Origin of the sequence: Ralstonia edaphi (assembly GCF_958350185.1) — a bacterium.
GTDB classification, from domain to species: Bacteria; Pseudomonadota; Gammaproteobacteria; order Burkholderiales; family Burkholderiaceae; genus Ralstonia; species Ralstonia edaphi.
This window is the reverse complement of record NZ_CATWHI010000010.1, coordinates 61,182-79,163: the sequence shown is the minus strand read 5'-3', so window position 1 is coordinate 79,163 and position 17,982 is coordinate 61,182. Positions and strand designations below refer to the sequence as shown.

Annotated in this window: 16 protein-coding genes; 12 read left to right on the top strand and 4 right to left on the bottom strand. The window is 65.9% G+C overall.

The window, feature by feature from the left end:
- Positions 1 to 19 precede the first annotated feature (19 nt).
- Entirely contained in the window at positions 20 to 637 is a 618-nt protein-coding gene (trhA, locus tag R2669_RS24260) for a PAQR family membrane homeostasis protein TrhA (protein WP_316891800.1), read from the bottom strand.
- Between the two features lie 43 nt (positions 638 to 680).
- On the opposite strand from trhA, the gene arfB reads away from it, so the two are divergent.
- On the top strand, positions 681 to 1,115 hold the full coding sequence (gene arfB / locus R2669_RS24255) for an alternative ribosome rescue aminoacyl-tRNA hydrolase ArfB (protein ID WP_147213821.1): 435 nt from the start codon (positions 681 to 683) through the stop codon (positions 1,113 to 1,115).
- Positions 1,116 to 1,136: 21 nt separating this feature from the next.
- Here the strand turns inward: arfB and R2669_RS24250 are convergent, their stop codons facing one another.
- From R2669_RS24250 to R2669_RS24240, 3 genes are all read right to left on the bottom strand, one after another.
- Complete coding sequence (locus tag R2669_RS24250; RefSeq protein ID WP_316902393.1) at positions 1,137 to 2,453, bottom strand: MFS transporter; 1,317 nt, start codon at positions 2,451 to 2,453, stop codon at positions 1,137 to 1,139.
- An 87-nt stretch (positions 2,454 to 2,540) separates the two neighbouring features.
- A complete protein-coding gene (locus R2669_RS24245) occupies positions 2,541 to 3,560 on the bottom strand; it encodes a Bug family tripartite tricarboxylate transporter substrate binding protein (RefSeq protein WP_428984300.1) in 1,020 nt (339 codons plus the stop codon).
- A gap of 127 nt (positions 3,561 to 3,687) precedes the next feature.
- Complete coding sequence (locus R2669_RS24240; protein ID WP_316902392.1) at positions 3,688 to 4,866, bottom strand: porin; 1,179 nt, start codon at positions 4,864 to 4,866, stop codon at positions 3,688 to 3,690.
- A 380-nt stretch (positions 4,867 to 5,246) separates the two neighbouring features.
- Here R2669_RS24240 and coq7 point away from each other — a divergent pair, with 380 nt between their 5' ends.
- The 11 genes from coq7 to murG all read left to right on the top strand — a co-directional run bounded on the left by coq7 (position 5,247) and on the right by murG (position 17,977).
- The gene (gene coq7, locus R2669_RS24235; RefSeq protein WP_316902390.1) at positions 5,247 to 5,897 is read left to right on the top strand and encodes a 2-polyprenyl-3-methyl-6-methoxy-1,4-benzoquinone monooxygenase; all 651 of its coding nucleotides are present in this window, start codon (positions 5,247 to 5,249) and stop codon (positions 5,895 to 5,897) included.
- 382 nt (positions 5,898 to 6,279) lie between these two features.
- Positions 6,280 to 6,708 carry a division/cell wall cluster transcriptional repressor MraZ gene (mraZ, locus tag R2669_RS24230; RefSeq protein WP_024979191.1) on the top strand — a complete coding sequence of 143 codons (429 nt, stop codon included), beginning with the start codon at positions 6,280 to 6,282 and terminating at the stop codon, positions 6,706 to 6,708.
- Positions 6,709 to 6,717: 9 nt separating this feature from the next.
- Positions 6,718 to 7,677, top strand: a complete 960-nt coding sequence (rsmH, locus tag R2669_RS24225) for a 16S rRNA (cytosine(1402)-N(4))-methyltransferase RsmH (RefSeq protein ID WP_316902389.1) — start codon at positions 6,718 to 6,720, stop codon at positions 7,675 to 7,677.
- A 28-nt stretch (positions 7,678 to 7,705) separates the two neighbouring features.
- On the top strand, positions 7,706 to 8,050 hold the full coding sequence (ftsL, locus tag R2669_RS24220; RefSeq protein ID WP_147213817.1) for a cell division protein FtsL: 345 nt from the start codon (positions 7,706 to 7,708) through the stop codon (positions 8,048 to 8,050).
- Positions 8,047 to 9,834, top strand: a complete 1,788-nt coding sequence (locus tag R2669_RS24215; RefSeq protein ID WP_147213816.1) for a peptidoglycan D,D-transpeptidase FtsI family protein — start codon at positions 8,047 to 8,049, stop codon at positions 9,832 to 9,834. The genes ftsL and R2669_RS24215 overlap by 4 nt, the downstream gene beginning before the upstream one ends.
- Entirely contained in the window at positions 9,831 to 11,375 is a 1,545-nt protein-coding gene (locus R2669_RS24210; protein WP_316902387.1) for a UDP-N-acetylmuramoyl-L-alanyl-D-glutamate--2,6-diaminopimelate ligase, read from the top strand. Before R2669_RS24215 ends, R2669_RS24210 begins: the two co-directional genes overlap by 4 nt.
- Entirely contained in the window at positions 11,372 to 12,808 is a 1,437-nt protein-coding gene (locus R2669_RS24205) for a UDP-N-acetylmuramoyl-tripeptide--D-alanyl-D-alanine ligase (RefSeq protein WP_316902384.1), read from the top strand. Before R2669_RS24210 ends, R2669_RS24205 begins: the two co-directional genes overlap by 4 nt.
- 15 nt (positions 12,809 to 12,823) lie before the next feature.
- Positions 12,824 to 13,993: a phospho-N-acetylmuramoyl-pentapeptide-transferase gene (mraY, locus tag R2669_RS24200; protein ID WP_009241610.1), complete on the top strand. Its 1,170-nt coding sequence runs from the start codon at positions 12,824 to 12,826 to the stop codon at positions 13,991 to 13,993.
- A 149-nt stretch (positions 13,994 to 14,142) separates the two neighbouring features.
- Complete coding sequence (gene murD / locus R2669_RS24195; RefSeq protein WP_316891812.1) at positions 14,143 to 15,642, top strand: UDP-N-acetylmuramoyl-L-alanine--D-glutamate ligase; 1,500 nt, start codon at positions 14,143 to 14,145, stop codon at positions 15,640 to 15,642.
- Positions 15,639 to 16,880, top strand: a complete 1,242-nt coding sequence (ftsW, locus tag R2669_RS24190) for a putative lipid II flippase FtsW (RefSeq protein ID WP_316891793.1) — start codon at positions 15,639 to 15,641, stop codon at positions 16,878 to 16,880. The genes murD and ftsW overlap by 4 nt, the downstream gene beginning before the upstream one ends.
- Entirely contained in the window at positions 16,877 to 17,977 is a 1,101-nt protein-coding gene (gene murG, locus R2669_RS24185; RefSeq protein WP_316902382.1) for an undecaprenyldiphospho-muramoylpentapeptide beta-N-acetylglucosaminyltransferase, read from the top strand. Before ftsW ends, murG begins: the two co-directional genes overlap by 4 nt.
- Positions 17,978 to 17,982 lie beyond the last annotated feature (5 nt).

The window sequence follows — 17,982 nt, the reverse complement described above, 5'->3', positions numbered from 1 at the left end:
GCGGCTTTTTTCATGGCGGTCAGCCGACGTACAGCAGGATGCTGACGAACTGGCACGCACTGCCCGCCAGCACGAACAAATGCCAGATGCCGTGGAAGTGCCGCACCTTCTCGTCAAAGAGAAAGAAGCCGATGCCAGTCGTGTAAAGCGCACCTCCGGCCACCAGCCACCACAGGCCCGGCGCAGGCAGCGCCGCCGCCAGCGGCCCCATGGCAATCAACACCAGCCAGCCCATCACCACGTAGATCAGCAGCGAGAACAAGCGCGTGCGGCGGCCGATCCAGAGTTCCTGCGCAATGCCGATGGCTGCCAGCGCCCAGTTGATGCCGAACAGCGCCCAGCCCCAGGGGCCGCGCAACGTAACGAGCGCAAAAGGGGTATAGCTACCGGCGATCAACAGATAGATGGCGCAATAGTCGAGCCGCTGGAAGATGCTTTTGGCCGGCCCGCGCACGCTGTGATACAGCGTGGAGATGGTGTAGAGGAGGACGAGCGTCGTGCCGTAGACGACGGAACTGACGACCTTCCACGCGTCGTGGTGCAGGGCGGACGACGTTACCAGAACGGCCATGCCAGCGGCGGCAAGGATGGCCCCGGCCAGGTGGCTGAAGCCGTTGAAACGTTCTCCGCGATACATACGCTGATCTCCAGAAAAAACGGGTTCTCCCTACAATGCCCCAATGCCCGGCACCGATCTCAAAATCACCCCTCAATTGTCCATTCCGGAGTCCGAACTGGTCGAGCGCTTTGTGCGCGCAAGCGGGGCGGGTGGGCAAAACATCAACAAGGTATCGACGGCGGTGGAGTTGCGCTTTGACATCGCCCAATCGCCGTCGTTGCCGGAGGCATTGCGGGCTCGCCTGTTGGGAAAGCGCGACCGACGCTTGACCGACCAGGGCGTGATTGTGATTGATGCGCAACGGTTTCGCACGCAGGACCGCAACCGCCAGGATGCGCGTGAACGTCTGATCGCGTTCATCGCGACGGGGCTTTCGGTGCCGAAGTCGCGCATCGCCACCAAGCCCACGCGCGCTTCCAAGACGCGCCGTCTGGAAGGCAAGCGCGCGCGTGGCGACGTCAAGCGTGGTCGCTCGGGCCGCCACTCGTGGGATTAAGCGCGTCGCTATGCGCGGCCCTTACATCAGCCGGGTATCACGCGTTTCGCGCATGCACAGCACGCCGATCAGGCTGACCACCGCCGCCGCCGACACATACATGCCGACCCAGCTCAGGCCGCCTTGCTCAGCCAGCTTCTGCGCGATGTACGGCGCAATCGACGCGCCCAGAATACCGCCCAGGTTGTACGACACGCCGGCGCCCGTGTAGCGCACGTTGGTCGGGAACAGCTCTGGCAGCAGCGCGCCCATCGGCGCGAAGGTCACGCCCATCAGGAACAGCTCGATGATGAGGAACAGCGCCACCAGCGGCGTCTGCCCGCTCCCCAGCAGCGGCGCCATCGTGAAGCCCGAAAAAATGGCTGCGACGATGCCGACGATCAGCACCGGCTTGCGGCCAAAGCGGTCCGACGCCCACGCCGACAGCGGCGTCGCCAGCCCCATGAACACCACGGCCAGGCACAGCAGCCCCAGGAAGCTCGGGCGCGAGAAGTGCAGCGTACCCACGCCGTAAGACAGCGAAAACACCGTCGAGATATAGAACAGCGTGTAGCAGACGACCATGGCCAGCGCGCCCAGGAGCGTCGGCCACCAGTGGCGTGCCAGCAGTTCGGCGACGGGCACCTTCACGCGTTCGTGCCGATCGATGGCCGCCTGGAAGGCCGGCGTCTCGGCGATCTTCAATCGCACATACAGGCCCAGCGCCACGAGGACGGCGCTCACCAGGAACGGCACGCGCCAGCCCCAACTGCGGAACTGCTCGTCCGATAGCGCGATCGCCAGGCCAAAGAACAGCCCGTTCGATGCCAGGAAGCCGACCGACGGTCCCAACTGCGGAAACATGCCAAACCAGCCGCGCTTGCCCGCTGGCGCGTTCTCGGTCGCCAGCAGCGCTGCGCCGCCCCATTCACCGCCCAAGCCGATGCCCTGGCCGAAGCGCAGGATGCACAGCAGGATCGGTGCGAGCGTGCCAATGCTGTCGTATCCCGGCACCAGCCCGATCAGCGTGGTCGAAATGCCCATCACCAGCAACGATGCCACCAGCGTCGATTTGCGCCCGATGCGATCGCCAAAGTGGCCGAACAGGAACGAGCCGATCGGCCGCGCAATAAATGCGATGCCGAATGTCACGAACGCCGACAGCGCTTGCGCCGTGGCGGACCCGTGCGGAAAGAATACGGGTCCGATCACCAGCGCCGCGGCGGTCGCATAGACATAGAAATCGTAGAACTCGATGGCCGTGCCGATGAAGCTCGCAAAGACGATGCGCGAGCGGCTCGCGTCGGTGGCCGCGTCCGAGGCGGACGACGCCAGGGTCGGGGAAGTCGAAGAGGACATGCAGGTCTCCCGGGGACGTTGCGTTGTTGTCGTTATGAAGGCCGCCCATTGTGCGCGCGGCGTGCGGCGTGCTCAATGGCTGCGCGGTCAATCCACCTTTGCGCCCGAGGCCTTCACGACCGCGGCCCACTTCGCCGTCTCGGCGCGGATGTGCGCGGCGAACTGCTCGGGCGTGTCGCCCACGGGCTCGGCGCCTTGCGCTTCGAGCTTCTCCTTGACGGCGGGGCTTGCCAGCGATTTCGCCACCGTCTGCTGGATGCGCGACACGATGGCCGGCGGCGTGCCGGCTGGCGCCAGCAGCCCGAACCACGAGCTCGCCTCGTATTGAGGCAGGCCGGCGGCTTGCGCGACGGTTGGCACACCGGGCAGCGCCGGCGAGGGTTTGGCGCTCGTGACGGCCAGCGCCTTCAGCTTGCCGCCCTTGATCTGCGGCATGGCCGAGGGCAGGTTGTCGAACATCAGGTCCATCGTGCCGCCGATCAGATCGGTCAGCGCTGGACCGCTGCCCTTGTAAGGCACGTGGACCATGCTCGTGCCCGTCTGCGTCTTGAACAGCTCGCCGGCCAGATGGATCGACGTGCCGTTACCCGACGACGCCATGTTCAGCTTGCCCGGATTGGCCTTCGCGTAGTCGATGAGGTCCTTCACCGAGTTGATCTTGTTCTTCTGCGCAAAGGCCGGGTTGACCACGAGCACGTTCGGCACGGAGGCCACCAGCGTGATCGGCGCAAAGTCCTTGATCGGATCGAAACCCAGTCGCACGCCGTTCTGCGAGTACAGCGTCTGGTTGATGGCGTGCGTGCCGACCGTGCCCATCAGCAGCGTGTAGCCGTCGGGCGCGGCCTTGGCCACGAGCGTCGAGCCGATGTTGCCGCCCGCACCAGGCCGGTTGTCGACGATGACGTTCCAGCCGGCGCCGCGCGTGAGCTCGGCGGCGACGGCGCGCGCCAGGATGTCGGTCGTGCCGCCCGGCGTGAACGGCACGACGATGGTGATCGGCTTGGCTGGATACGGCGGGGTTTGCGCCGCCGCAGGCAACGCGATGACGCCGGCAGCAGCACCGGCAAGGGCTGCGCGCAGCAAGGTGCGGCGCAGCGTGCAAGGCACGGTCATGTCTCCTCCGATGATGTTTTTGGGTCGGCACAGCATAGCGCGCAGCCATGCAAAAAGGCACCCGAAGGTGCCTTCCTGCGCCCGCCAAGGAGAGGGGCGGCGGGCAAAAACGAAGCGTGCGTCAGAACTTGTGGCGCACGCCGATCGCCACACCGAGCTGGTTATCCGAGTTCGGCGTGATGAAGTACGTCTGCGATGCGGCCGGCAGGTAGCCCACCGACGTCTGCGCGCCCGTTGCCGGGTTCGTCACATAGCCGATCGAATCCCAGTTCAGCGATGCATTGCGTGCATACGCGGCACTCAGGTACACGTCGGTGCGCTTGGAGAAGTTGTAGTCGGCAATGAACTGCCACTGCTGCGGGTTGCGCGGGTTGACCGTGGCGCCGCCGATGGTCGCTTCCTTGATGTTGTCGTAGTAGTACGCCAACGTCAGGCCCAGGGCAGGCGTCACCTGGTAGTTCACGCCAGCCCAGTAGTAATCGTCGCGGTGCGGCAGCAGCGCCAGCGTGGCGCCAGACGAAGCCGTGTCGGTCTTGCCGTAGCGATAGCCGCCCATGACCTTGACCGGGCCCACCGTGTAGCTCGCGGCAATGGCGGCGCGCTTGTCCTTGGCGTACTCGTTGCCGGGGCCGCCCAGGGCTTCGGCTGCCGTCAGGACCTTCACTTCGTCATAGGCGATACCCAGGCCGAACGGGCCGCCAAAGTAGTTTGCGCCCACGCCGTACGCCGAGTTGGCGGTCTGGCTGCCGGCGCGCTCGCCGAACGACCAGTGGCCTTCCACGGTCAGCGGGCCGAATGCGCCGGTGTACTTGATGACGTTGTCTTCGCGGAAGTTCGGGCCGAGCTGGCCCACCACCGGCTCATACTGCGTGGCGTAACCGGTCGGCGAGAAGTTCGCCATCATGTCGAAGATCGTGGTGTATTGCCGGCCCAGCGTGATCTTGCCCCAGTTGCCCTGCAAGCCGACAAACGCCTGGCGGCCGAACAGGCGTCCGCCCTGCTGCAGCGTGCCGGTGTCCATGCCGTAGCCCGACTCCAGCACGAACAGGCCCTTGAGACCGCCGCCGATGTCTTCAACGCCGCGCAAGCCCCAGCGATTGGAAGACAGGCCGCCGGCCTGCATCGCCAGGCGCGAACCGCTGCTGCCCGGGATGACCACCCCCGCAGCCGTTACGGCTTGCGCGTGGTTGACGTACTCAACGTTGGCGTCGACCACGCCATACAGCGTCACACTCGACTGAGCCTGCGCAACACCCGCAAACGTGCCCAGCACTGCCAATGCCAGCAGCGATTTCTTCATCGGTCGGTCTCCAGATCTTTATTTATTGAATTCAGCGGCAGGCAGACCCTCCGTTCTTGTCTTCCCGCCCCATGACTTTCAAACGAAGTCGCTGACTAATGTAGCAACGCGGTACTGGGCCCGGTCGAAATTTGCGAACGAATGTTCGTAAACGCCCGTTTGCTGTCTGATCTCGGCAACAGGCTGTTTCCGAATTTGAAATAGATTGGCGATGGGCGGCGTTGATTCGTTGCGGTTTTAGATGCGATCCGCGCGCCAACAGGGTTATCCCGTACAGTAGTGTTTGGTCAGCGACGTCCTGATCGGACGCAAGGTCCCGCCCGATGCCGGCCTTACAATGACGATCGCGCCGCACGCCATTGCCGGCGGTGCCCGTACACATGCTCGACCGCTTCATCCCTGAATTCGACCGCGCCTTGCGCGCTGTGGCAGGCGTCACCCGCGCCAGCCGACCGAACCCTGCCGATGCCGTTATCGCGTCCACCTCCCCGGACAGGGCCGACAACGCCACCAAACTCTCCGAGGCCGAGCGCCGCCATGCCGCCGGCCTGATGCGCGTGAACCATGTCGGCGAGGTCTGCGCCCAGGCCCTGTACCAGGGGCAAGCGCTGTTCGCCCGGGATCCCGCCATCCGAGACCAGCTCGACGAAGCGGCACGCGAAGAAGAGGATCACCTCGCCTGGTGCGCGCAACGCCTGCAGGAATTGAACGACCGCCCGAGCCTGCTGAATCCGCTGTGGTATGCCGGCGCTTTCGCCATCGGCGCGGTCGCCGGACGCCTCGGCGACAAGATCAGCCTCGGCTTCGTCGCAGAGACCGAGCGCCAGGTCGAACACCACCTCGACGGCCATCTCGACACATTGCCCGACCAGGACACCCGCTCGCGCGCCATCGTCGCCCAGATGCGCGACGACGAAATCCGCCACGGCGACAACGCGCGCCAAGCTGGTGGCGTTGATCTTCCCGCGCCCATCCGCCAAGCGATGCGCGCCGCGTCGCGCATCATGACGACCGCCGCCTACCGCATCTGAAGCGCGTGTCGCGGGTCGACAGCCCGACGACACGGCGTTCGCTCCTCCATTCGCCCGAGCTTTACTGTCGGTGCTCCGCGCCCTCCCTCCGGCGGGCCGTCGCTCGCCGTTCTCTCACGTGGTTTCTGCATAAACCACGCTATCTCCTTCATTTGATTGGGAAAAGTGGCTGAGCACCTCCGGGCAGGTGCGCTAAGTCATTGTTCTGATTGCAAATTTTCCGTCTCGCAGGCCTGTGCAAGCCTTGACCGCCCAAAGTCGTTCCTCTAAAGTGGGAAACAGTGTCAGAAAGTGTAGTTTTGTGGTTTAAAGAGGCCGTTTGCAGACCAGTTGACGGCAAGGTGAGTGGCGATCGGGTCGCCACACGGAGAGAGAAACCAACGTGTTCCAGGGTGCGTCGGCGCTGACGCTGGATGCCAAGGGGCGGATGTCCATTCCGTCGCGGCACCGCGAAGCGCTCCAGCTGCAGGCCGAGGGCCGGGTGACTGTGACCAAGCACCCGGACGGTTGCCTCATGCTGTTTCCGCGCCCGGAGTGGGAACGCTTCCGCGAGCGCATCGCCGCGTTGCCGATGGAAGCCCACTGGTGGAAACGGATCTTCCTGGGCAGCGCCGCCGATGTCGAACTCGATACCGCCGGCCGCGTCCTCATCACCCCGGAACTGCGCACGGCCGCCTCCCTTGAACGTGACGTGATGCTGCTTGGCATGGGCAGCCACTTCGAAGTCTGGGACGCCGCCACGTACACCGCGAAGGAGCAGGCCGCCATGGCGCAAGGCATGCCCGACGCCCTCAAGAATTTCTCCTTTTGATGACGCGCGATGACAACCCAAGCCAGTACGGGACTGCGCCATCAGACGGTGCTCTTAGACGAAGCGGTCGACGCGCTCATCTGGCGCGACGACGGCATCTATATCGATGGAACCTTCGGGAGGGGCGGGCACAGCCGGCGCATCCTGGAACGGCTGGGGCCCGGCGGCAGACTTGTCGCCTTCGACAAGGACCCAGCAGCAATCACCGAAGCGGGCACCGTAGAGGATGCCCGCTTCGCTATTGAGCATGACAGCTTCGCGCAGATGGCCCAGTGCCTGGACGCGCGCGGCGTGGAGCGGGTGGCCGGCGTGCTGCTCGATCTCGGCATCAGTTCGCCGCAGATCGACGAAGGCGCACGTGGTTTCTCGTTCCGGATGGATGGCCCGCTCGACATGCGGATGGACACCACGCGCGGCATCACCGCAGCCCAATGGCTGGCCGAGGCTGATGAGCGCGACATTGCGAGGGTGATACGGGACTATGGGGAAGAACGGTTTGCTGTACAGATTGCAAAGGCGATTGTTGCTCGCCGGGGCCAATCCGGGGATCGAGGTCCTCTCGATCGCACATCCGAGCTTGCCGCGCTCGTGGCGCAAGCCGTCAAAACACGCGAGAAGGGTCAAGACCCTGCGACCCGCACCTTTCAAGCTTTACGGATTCACGTCAATCAAGAGCTTGCGGACCTCGAAACCGGTCTGAAGGCCGCCTTTGAACGCCTGGAACAGGGGGGACGTCTCGTCGTGATCAGCTTCCATTCGCTGGAAGACCGCATCGTCAAGCGCTTCATGCAGGCCCTGGCGCGCCCGGAGCAATCCGCCGCGCCGGAACTGCGTCGGGCGCCGCTGCGTGCGCATGAGCTACCGGCGCCGGAGTTGCGCCTGCTTGGCCGCGTGAAGCCGTCGGAGGCCGAGGTGTCGGCCAATCCGCGTGCGCGCTCGGCCATCATGCGCGTGGCCGAGCGTTGCTGACAGCTGCTGACTCGCGGAGACCCACGCCATGAACCGCCTGAACATGTTCCTGCTGACCGCGCTGGTGCTGTGCGCGCTGTCGCTGGTCAACGCACAGCATCAGGCGCGGCAACTGTTTGTCGCGCTGGATCGTGCGCAGGCGGAAGAGAAGCAACTGAACACCGACTGGTCGCGTCTGCAATATGAGCAGAGCGCGCTGGGCAAGAGCGCTCGCATTGCCGACATCGCGAGCAGGCAATTGAAGATGTCGCCCGCGCAGGCGGGCCGCACGCAGTATCTGCAGGGGTTTGCCGATTTGCCGGCCGCTGGGACGTCCTCCATGGCGTCCTCGGTGGCGGGCAGCGCGCCCACGGCTTCCGGAGTCCAGCCATGAGCGGCGCACGCAAATCCAACGGCACCACGGCACGCGCGCGCCTGGGCCAGTTTTCGGCCAGCCCCGTTCTGGGCTTGCGCCTGCCGATGTGGCGCTCGAAGCTGGTCGTCTTCCTGATGTTCGCGGCGTTCCTGGCGCTGATCGGCCGCGCGCTGTGGATTCAAGGTCCTGGCAATCGCTTCTATGAAGCCGAGGGCAAGAAGCGCTTCCAGCGCACGCTGGAGCTGCCGGCCACGCGCGGCAAGATTCTCGATCGCAATGGTCTGGTGCTGGCCACCAGCCTGCCGGTGAAGGCCATCTGGGCCGTGCCCGAAGACGTGCCCAACAACGTGCCTGGCGAAGACATGAAGAAGCTCGCCAAGCTCCTCGGCATGAACAACAAGGAGCTGTCGGGCAAGCTGGGCGAAGACAAGGGCTTCGTCTACCTGAAGCGCCAGGTGCTGCCCGAAGTGGCCGATCAGATCGCCGCGCTGAAGATCGAAGGTATCTATCAGACGCGTGAATACAAGCGCTTCTATCCCGAAGGCGAGGCGATGGCGCACATCGTCGGCTTCACCAACGTCGAGGACAAGGGCCAGGAAGGCATGGAGCTGGCGCGCGAGTCCGACCTCGCCGGTGCCGCCGGCCAGCGCCAGGTGATCAAGGATCGACTGGGCCGCGTGGTGGAAGACGTGGGCGTGCTCAAGGCCCCGCGGGATGGGCATGACCAGACCCTGTCGATCGACGCCAAGATCCAGTACCTGACCTTCAACGAGCTGAAGGCCGCCATCGAGCGTACCCACGCCAAGGCCGCCAGCGCGATCGTGCTGGACGCCCAGACCGGCGAGGTGCTGGCACTCGCCAACTACCCGACCTACAACCCGAACGACCGCACGCGCCTGTCGGGCGAACAGCTGCGCAACCGCGTGCTGACCGACACCTTCGAGCCCGGCTCGATGATGAAGCCGATCACCATCAGCCTGGCGCTGCAGCTCAAGCGCGTGACGCCCAACACGCTGGTGCAGACCAACGGCAAGTACAGCTTTGAAGGCGCGACCATCTCCGACACCGGCAACTACGGCACGCTGACGGTCGCGCAGGTCATCCAGCACTCCAGCAACATCGGCACGACGAAGATCGCGATGATGCTGAAGCCGCAGGAAATGTGGGACATGTTCACAAGCGTGGGCCTGGGGCAGGCGCCGAAGATCGGCTTCCCGGGCGCGGTGGCCGGGCGGCTGCGCCCGGCAAACAAATGGCGCCGCATCGAGCAGGCGACCATGTCGTACGGCTACGGCCTCTCGGTGTCGCTGTTCCAGATTGCCCATGCGTACACCATCTTCGCGCACGATGGCGAGCTGATCCCGATCACCATGTACCGCACCGATGGCCAGCCGCCGCAGGGTGAACGTGTGATTTCGCCGGAGGTGGCGCGGCAGGTTCGCCAGATGCTGGAGACGGTGACGGCGCCGGGCGGCACCGCACCGCAAGCCCAGGTGATGGGCTATCGCGTCGGCGGCAAGACCGGTACGGCCTGGAAGCACACCGGACGCGGCTATGACCGCTCGAAGTATCGCGCCTCCTTCATTGGCCTGGCGCCGATGTCGAACCCCCGGATCATCGTGGCGGTGAGCGTGGACGAGCCCACGGTGGGCAACCGCTACGGCGGTGGCGCGGCCGGCCCGGTGTTCTCGCAGATCGTCGGTGGCACCCTGCGCGCACTCAACGTGCCGCCGGATTCGCCGGTGCGCCAGCTCGTGATGACGCCGGACGTGCCGGAAGAGCCGGTGGGAGGCCTGCAATGACAGCCAAGCCAACCTCCGACCGCCCGACGATCGCCGCTCGTCTTGCGCCGGTTGTCGATTGGCTGCGCGCCCAGGCGCCGGCTGGTGCCGACCTCACCAGCGATACGCGCAAGCTCAAGACCGGCGATGTGTTCGTCGCCTACGTGCTCGGCAATGTGCGCCAACGTGGCGATGGCCGTCCGCATATTCCGCAGGCCATCGAGGCTGGCGCTTCCGCCGTGCTGGCCGAAGCCCACGGTTACGCGATGCCCGCCGATGCGCCCGTGCGCATCCTGCCGGTGGATGGCTTGGCCGAATTGGCCGGGCCGCTGGCCGCGCAGTGGTACGGCGTGCCGGGCCCCGAGGCGCTGCGCGTCATTGGCGTGACGGGCACCAACGGCAAGACTTCGTGTTCGCAATGGATTGCGCAGGCGCTGACCAAACACGGCAAGCGTTGCGCAGTGGTGGGTACGCTCGGCACGGGGTTTGTCGATGCGCTGGCCGCGACCGGCTTCACCACGCCGGACGCCATCCAGCTGCAGCGCAGCCTCGCCGATCTGCATCGCGCGGGCGCCCGCGCCATCGCCATGGAAGTGTCCTCGCATGGCCTGGAGCAAGGTCGCGTGGATGGCACCTGCTTCGACATCGCAGTGTTCACCAACCTGACGCAGGATCACCTCGACTACCACGGCACGATGGCCGAGTACGAACTGGCCAAGGCGCGCCTGTTCAGCTGGCCCGGCCTGCGCGCGGCGGTCATCAACCGTGACGATGCGGCCGGTGTGCGCCTGCTGCAAAACGCCCGCGCCGAAGTCGAAACCATCGAATACGGCATCGACGGCGAAGCCGCTGCGCAGCACGGCGCCACGCAATGGCTGCGCGCCAGCAACGTGCGCGCGCATCGCACCGGTACGACGTTCGACGTGGACGGCAGCTTCGGTCGCGCGACCGTGCATGCCCCCACCGTCGGCCTGTTCAACGTATCGAATCTGTTGGGTGTGCTGGGTGCGCTTTTGGCGGCTGGCGTGCCGTGGCAGGACGCCATCGCGCGCCTGGAAAAGCTGCAGCCCGTGAGCGGCCGCATGGAGCGTTTCGGCGGCGAAGACGGGCCCCTCGTGGTGGTCGACTACGCCCATACGCCCGACGCGCTGGAGCAAACGCTGCGCGCGCTTGCGCCGATTACCGAAGCGCGCGGCGGCAAGCTGTGGGCCGTGTTCGGCTGCGGCGGTGACCGCGACCCCGGCAAGCGTCCGCAGATGGGCGCCATCGCCGAGCGCCTGGCGCCGCACGTGGTGCTGACCTCCGACAACCCGCGCAGCGAAGATCCGCAGCACATCCTCGACGAGATCGCCGACGGCATGGACAACCCGCGCGCCGCCACCCAGATCGAAGACCGCGCGGCCGCTATCCTGCACGCCGTGCGCCACGCCGATGCACACGACGTGATCGTCGTGGCCGGCAAGGGACATGAATCGACACAGGAGATTGCCGGTCGCAAGCGGCCGTTCTCCGATCAGGAACATGTGCGTCTGGCGCTCGCCGCCCGCGGGGTGAATGCATGAGCGCCGCGACCGTCATGATGCACGCCACCGACGCCGCTGCCTGGATGGCCGGCGCCTATCTCGCCGGCCCCGACGCAGCGATCCTGCGCGTGACGACCGACAGCCGGGCCGTGCAACCCGGCGACCTGTTCGTCGCGCTGATCGGCGAGCGTTTCGATGCGCACGACTTCCTGCCCGAAGTGGTGGCGCGTGGCGCTGCTGCCGTGCTGGTGTCGCGCGCACCGGCCGCCACGCTCGATGTCACCAATGTGGCCGTGCTGACCGTCGCCGACACGCGCATCGGGCTCGGCCAGCTTGCCGCCGGCTGGCGCCGCCAGTTCCCGATTCCCGTCGTCGCCGTGACGGGCAGCAACGGCAAGACCACGGTCAAGGAGATGATCTCCGCGATCTTTGCGCAGGCCGTTGGTGAAGACGCCCGCCTGGCGACTGCCGGCAATTTCAACAACGACATCGGCCTGCCGCTCACGCTGTTCCGCCTGAACGCGCAACACAAGCTGGCCGTGCTCGAACTCGGCATGAACCATCCGGGCGAGACGGCCGTATTGGCCGCCATTGCGCAGCCGACCGTCGCGATGATCAACAACGCCCAGCGCGAGCACCAGGAATTCATGGTCAGCGTGGAAGCGGTGGCTGAAGAACACGCCGCTGTGCTGGCCGCGTTGCCGGCCGATGGCGTAGCGGTGTATCCGCGCGATGCGGCCAACGGGGGCGAATACGCGCCGGTGTGGCAAGCTGCGGCCGGTTCGCGCCGCGTGCTCGACTTCGGCATCGAGGCCGGGGCTGTGACGGGCACGGTGGTGGACACCGCCGCCGGGCAACGCATCGATGTGCAGGCCCCTGGCCAGCGCTTCGTCATCACCTTGCCGCTGCTCGGCTTGCACAACGCGCGCAATGCGCTGGCCGCCACGGCATGCGCGCTGGCGGCCGGAGTGGCTCCCGAGGTCATTGCACAAGCGCTCGGCAACTTCGCGCCCGTCAAGGGGCGGTTGCAGCGCAAGCAGGGCGCACACGGCGGCCTCGTCATCGACGACACGTACAACGCGAACCCGGATTCGATGCGCGCGGCGATCGACGCACTCGTCACGCTGCCGGCGCCGCGCTGCCTGGTGCTGGGCGACATGGGTGAAGTGGGCTCGCAGGGCCCGGCATTCCACGAAGAGATCGGCGCGTATGCGCGCACGCGCGGCATCGACGCGGTGCTCGCAACCGGCGAGCTTGCGCGTCACACAGTCGATGCATTCGGCGCGGGCGCGCAGCATTTTGCGTCGGCGGAAGACTTGATCGAACACGGCCTGGGCGCCATTGCGCCGGCCGCGACGGTATTGGTGAAGGGCTCGCGCTTCATGCGGATGGAACGCATTGTGGAAGCGCTGGTCTTGAAAGACCCGGTAGCGGATTTGCCGACCGGTTCCAACACACAACAGCAGCATTAAGGGAAGCAAGAACCCATGTTATTGGCATTGGCGCAATGGTTGCAGAACGACTACGGCTTCCTGCGCGTCTTCAACTATCTGACGTTCCGCGCCGTGATGGCATCGCTCACGGCGCTGGTGATCGGCCTCGGGTTCGGGCCGTGGGTGATCCGTCGCCTGACGGAACTGAAAGTCGGCCAGGCTGTGCGCAGCTATGGTCCGCAGACGCACCTGGTCAAGGCCGGCACGCCCACCATGGGCGGCGTGCTGGTGCTCATCGGCATTGCCGTGTCGACGCTGCTGTGGGCGGACTGGGGCAATCGCTTCATCTGGATCGTGCTGCTCGTCACGCTGGGCTATGGCGCCGTCGGCTGGGTGGATGACTACCGCAAGGTCGTGCACCGTGATCCGAAGGGCATGTCTTCGCGTGAGAAGTTCTTCTGGCAGACCGTGATCGGCCTGTTTGCAGCGGCGTATCTGGCGTTCTCGGTGTCCGAGACGAGCAACATGCGTGTGCTGGAGTTGTTCATGGAGTGGGTGCGCAGCGGCCTGTCGCTGAACCTGCCGGCCAAGTCGCACCTGATCGTGCCGTTCTTCAAAGAGATCAGCTATCCGCTCGGCGTGTTCGGTTTCATCATCCTGACGTACCTCGTGATCGTCGGCTCCAGCAATGCGGTGAACCTGACCGACGGCCTCGATGGCCTCGTCATCATGCCCGTCGTGCTGGTGGGCAGCGCGCTGGGCGTGTTCGCCTACGTGATGGGCAGCGCGGTCTACAGCAAGTACCTGCTGTTCCCGCACATTCCGGGCGCGGGCGAGTTGTTGATCTTCTGCTCGGCGATGGCAGGTGCGGGGCTGGCCTTCCTGTGGTTCAACGCGCATCCGGCACAGGTGTTCATGGGTGACGTCGGCGCGCTGGCGCTGGGCGGTGCGCTCGGCACCATCGCCGTGATCGTGCGTCAGGAAATCGTGCTCTTCATCATGGGCGGCATCTTCGTGGCGGAGACCGTCTCGGTGATGCTGCAGGTGACGTGGTTCAAGTTCACCAAGAAACGTTATGGCGAGGGCCGGCGCCTGTTCCGCATGGCGCCGCTGCATCACCATTTCGAGCTGTCCGGCTGGAAGGAAACGCAAGTGGTCGTGCGCTTCTGGGTCATCACCATGATGCTGGTGCTGATCGGCCTGTCGACCCTGAAACTGCGGTGAGCCCGGACATGACAGACATGACCGACGCCCCCATCACGCCGGACGACGACATGGCCGCCACACAGCCGGACGCCGCCGTTGACGCCGTTGTCGCAACGCTCGATTCCGCCGAGCCGATGCCCGCCGCTGAAACCGCACAAGCGCCGCGCATGTTCGGCGAGTTCGACGCGCCGGTGGTGCTCGTGCTCGGCCTTGGCGAATCAGGCCTCGCCATGGCGCGCTGGTGCGCACGCCATGGCGCGCGCGTGCGCGTGGCCGACACGCGCGAGGCACCGGCCAACCTGCCGGCGCTGCGCGCGCATGTGCCGGACGCCGAATTCGTGAGCGGCCCGTTTGCCGTGTCGCTGCTGGACGGTGTGACGTTGATCGCGATCAGCCCGGGCCTGTCACCGCTCGATGCCAACGTCGCTGCGCTGCTGAGCGCCGCCAATGCGAACAGCGTGCCGGTGTGGGGCGAAATCGAATTGTTTGCCCGCGCGTTGGCGGGTCTCAAGGCCGCGCAAGGCTACGCGCCGCGCGTGCTGGCCATCACGGGGACGAACGGCAAGACGACCACCACGGCGCTCGCGGGCGCCTTGGTCGAGCGCGCCGGCAAGACCGTCGGCGTGGCGGGCAACATCAGCCCGTCGGCGCTGGACAAGCTGAGCGAATGCGTTGATGCGGGGACGCTGCCTGACGTGTGGGTGCTGGAGCTTTCCAGCTTTCAGCTCGAAACCACGCATACGCTGGACGCCGACGCCGCCACCGTGCTGAACATCACACAGGATCACCTGGACTGGCACGGCACGATGGACGCCTATGCCGCAGCCAAGGGCCGCATCTTCGGTGCCAACACCGTGCGCGTGCTGAACCGTCAAGACGTCGGCGTGATGGCATTCGCCAGCAAGAACGGCGGCGATATCACCTTCGGCATCGACGAGCCGGGCACGCCAGATGCGCTCGGCCTGCTGCGCGATGGCGGCATGCCTTGGATCGTATTGGCCGAGGCCGACGAGGACGATCTGCCCAAGCCCACGCGCCGCAAGAAGGGCGACAACGCGCCCGCCGCGCCGGTGCCGGTCCGCCTCAAGCGCCTGATGCCGGCCGATGCACTGCGCATCCGCGGCTTGCACAACGCGACCAACGCGATGGCCGCGCTGGCGCTGTGCCGTGCGATCGGGCTGCCCGTGAGCGCGCTGCTGCACGGCCTGCGCGATTACGCCGGCGAGCCGCATCGCGTCGAGCTGATCGCCGCGTTTGACGACATCGAATTCTTCGACGACAGCAAGGGCACCAACGTCGGCGCGACGGTGGCTGCGCTGTCGGGCCTGTCCAAGCACGTCGTGCTGATCGCGGGTGGCGATGGCAAAGGCCAGGACTTCTCACCCCTGGCCGAGCCGGTCGCGCAGTACGCGCGCACCGTGATCCTCATCGGCCGCGATGCGCCGCTGATTCGCGAGGCGCTGGCCAACACCGGTGTCGCGCTGATCGATGCGCCGACGCTGGAAGCCGCCGTGCAGGAAGCCGCCGTGCACGCGCAACCAGGCGACGCCGTGCTGCTGTCGCCGGCGTGTGCAAGCTTCGACATGTTCCGGAATTACGAACACCGCGCCCAGGTGTTCCACGAGGCCGTGGCAGCGCTGGCGGCAGACCGAGGAGTCCTCCTATGAGCGACACCCAGATCAAGCGCAGCGGCTTCATCGGCGCGACCATCGGTAATGCGTGGGGTGGCCTGCGCGACGCCGTTTCCGGCGTCAAGCCCACGCGCTCCAAGATGATGGAGTACGACCAGCCGCTGATGTGGGTGGCGATCGTGCTGCTGGGCCTCGGGCTGGTGATGGTGTATTCGGCGTCGATCGCGTTGCCGGATTCGCCCAAGTACGCCAACTACAGCAACGGGCATTTCCTGGTCCGGCACATCTTCTCGCTGGTGATCGGCCTGATCGGTGCGATCGTCGCCTTCCAGATTCCGGTCAAGTTCTGGGACAAATACGCACCGAAGCTTTTCATCATCGCGCTGGTCATGCTGGTGATCGTGCTCGTGCCGCACGTGGGCAAGGGCGTGAACGGCGCACGGCGCTGGCTGCCGCTGGGCGTCATGAACTTCCAGCCGTCCGAACTGATGAAGCTGGCCGTAGTGCTGTACGCCGCCAACTACACCGTGCGCAAGCAGGACTGGATGCAAAGCGTGCGCAAGGGCTTCCTGCCGATGGGCGTGGCCGTAGCGTTTGTCGGTTCGCTCCTGCTGTTGGAGCCGGACATGGGCGCGTTCCTGGTGATCGCGGCGGTGGCCATGGGCATCCTGTTCCTGGGCGGCGTGAACGGCAAGCTGTTCGGCGGCCTCGTGCTGACCGCGGTTTCCACCTTCTCGCTGCTGATCGTGGCGTCGCCGTGGCGGCGAGAGCGGATCTTCGCCTACCTGAACCCGTGGCAAGAGGAATACGCACAGGGCAAGGCGTACCAGCTCACGCACTCGCTCATCGCCTTCGGCCGCGGCGAATGGACTGGCGTCGGCTTGGGCGGCAGCATCGAGAAGCTGCACTACCTGCCTGAAGCGCATACCGACTTCATCCTCGCCGTGATTGGCGAAGAGCTGGGCTTTGTCGGCGTGCTGATCGTGATCCTGCTGTTCTACTGGATGGTGCGTCGCGCGTTCGAGATCGGTCGCACTGCGCTGCAACTCGACCGCACCTTCGCCGGCCTGGTTGCCAAGGGGCTGGGAATCTGGATCGGCTGGCAGGCCTTCATCAACATGGGTGTGAATCTGGGCCTGCTGCCGACCAAGGGCCTGACGCTGCCGATGGTCAGCTACGGGGGCTCCGGCATCCTGATGAACTGTGTGGCGCTCGCGCTTTTGCTGCGTATCGACTACGAAAACCGCGTGCTGATGCGTGGAGGCAAGGTATGACGGCAGGCATGTCGGCCGGTCTGGCGCCCCGCACGCTCCTCGTCATGGCCGGCGGTACGGGCGGTCACATCTTCCCTGCGCTGTCGGTGGCCAAGCTGTTGGCCGCGCGTGGCTGGAAGGTGGTGTGGCTCGGCAATGCAAACGGCATGGAAGGCCAGCTCGTCCCCAAGCACGGTTTTCCGCTGGAGTCGGTGCAGTTCGGTGGTTTGCGCGGCAAGGGCCTCGTCACCAAGTTTCTGCTGCCGCTCAATCTGCTGCGCGCCTTCTGGCAGAGCCTTGGCGTGGTGCGCCGCGTGCGTCCCAACGTGGTGCTGGGCATGGGCGGCTATATCACGTTCCCGGGCGGCATGATGAGCGTGCTGCTGGGTCGTCCACTGGTGCTGCACGAACAGAATTCCATTGCAGGTCTGGCCAACCGCGTGCTCGCGCGCGTGGCTGATCGTGTGCTTTGCGCGTTTCCGAATGCGCTGCCCGGCGCCGAGTGGGTCGGCAATCCGATCCGCGCCGATCTGGCCAACCTGGCTTCGCCGCGGGCGCGCTACGCCGAGCGAACCGGCCCGCTGCGCGTGCTGGTCGTCGGCGGCAGCCTCGGCGCGGCGGCGCTCAACGACGTGGTGCCCAAGGCGCTGGCGTTGCTGCCGGCCGATACGCGCCCGATCGTCATCCATCAGGCGGGCGCCAAGCAGATCGACACGCTGCGCGCCAACTATGCCGCCGCCGGCATCGACGATGCCCACGCGCAGCCCGTGCCCTTCATCGACGACATGGCGGCTGCGTATGCACACGCCGATCTCGTGATCTGCCGCGCGGGCGCCATGACCGTTTCAGAAGTGGCCGCGGCGGGTGTCGCGGCGCTGTTCGTGCCGTTCCCGCACGCCGTGGACGATCACCAGACCACCAACGCGCGCTTCCTCTCCGAACGCGGTGCAGCGCTGTTGGTGCCACAGCAGGAGCTGGGCCCGGCATCGCTGGCAGATACACTCGCGTCCCTGACGCGTGCGCAATTGGCCGATATGGCGGCTAAAGCACGTGAGCAGGCACGGCCCGAAGCGGCCGAGCGTGTCGCCGACGTGTGTGTAGCGGTGGCACGGGCATAGGGAAT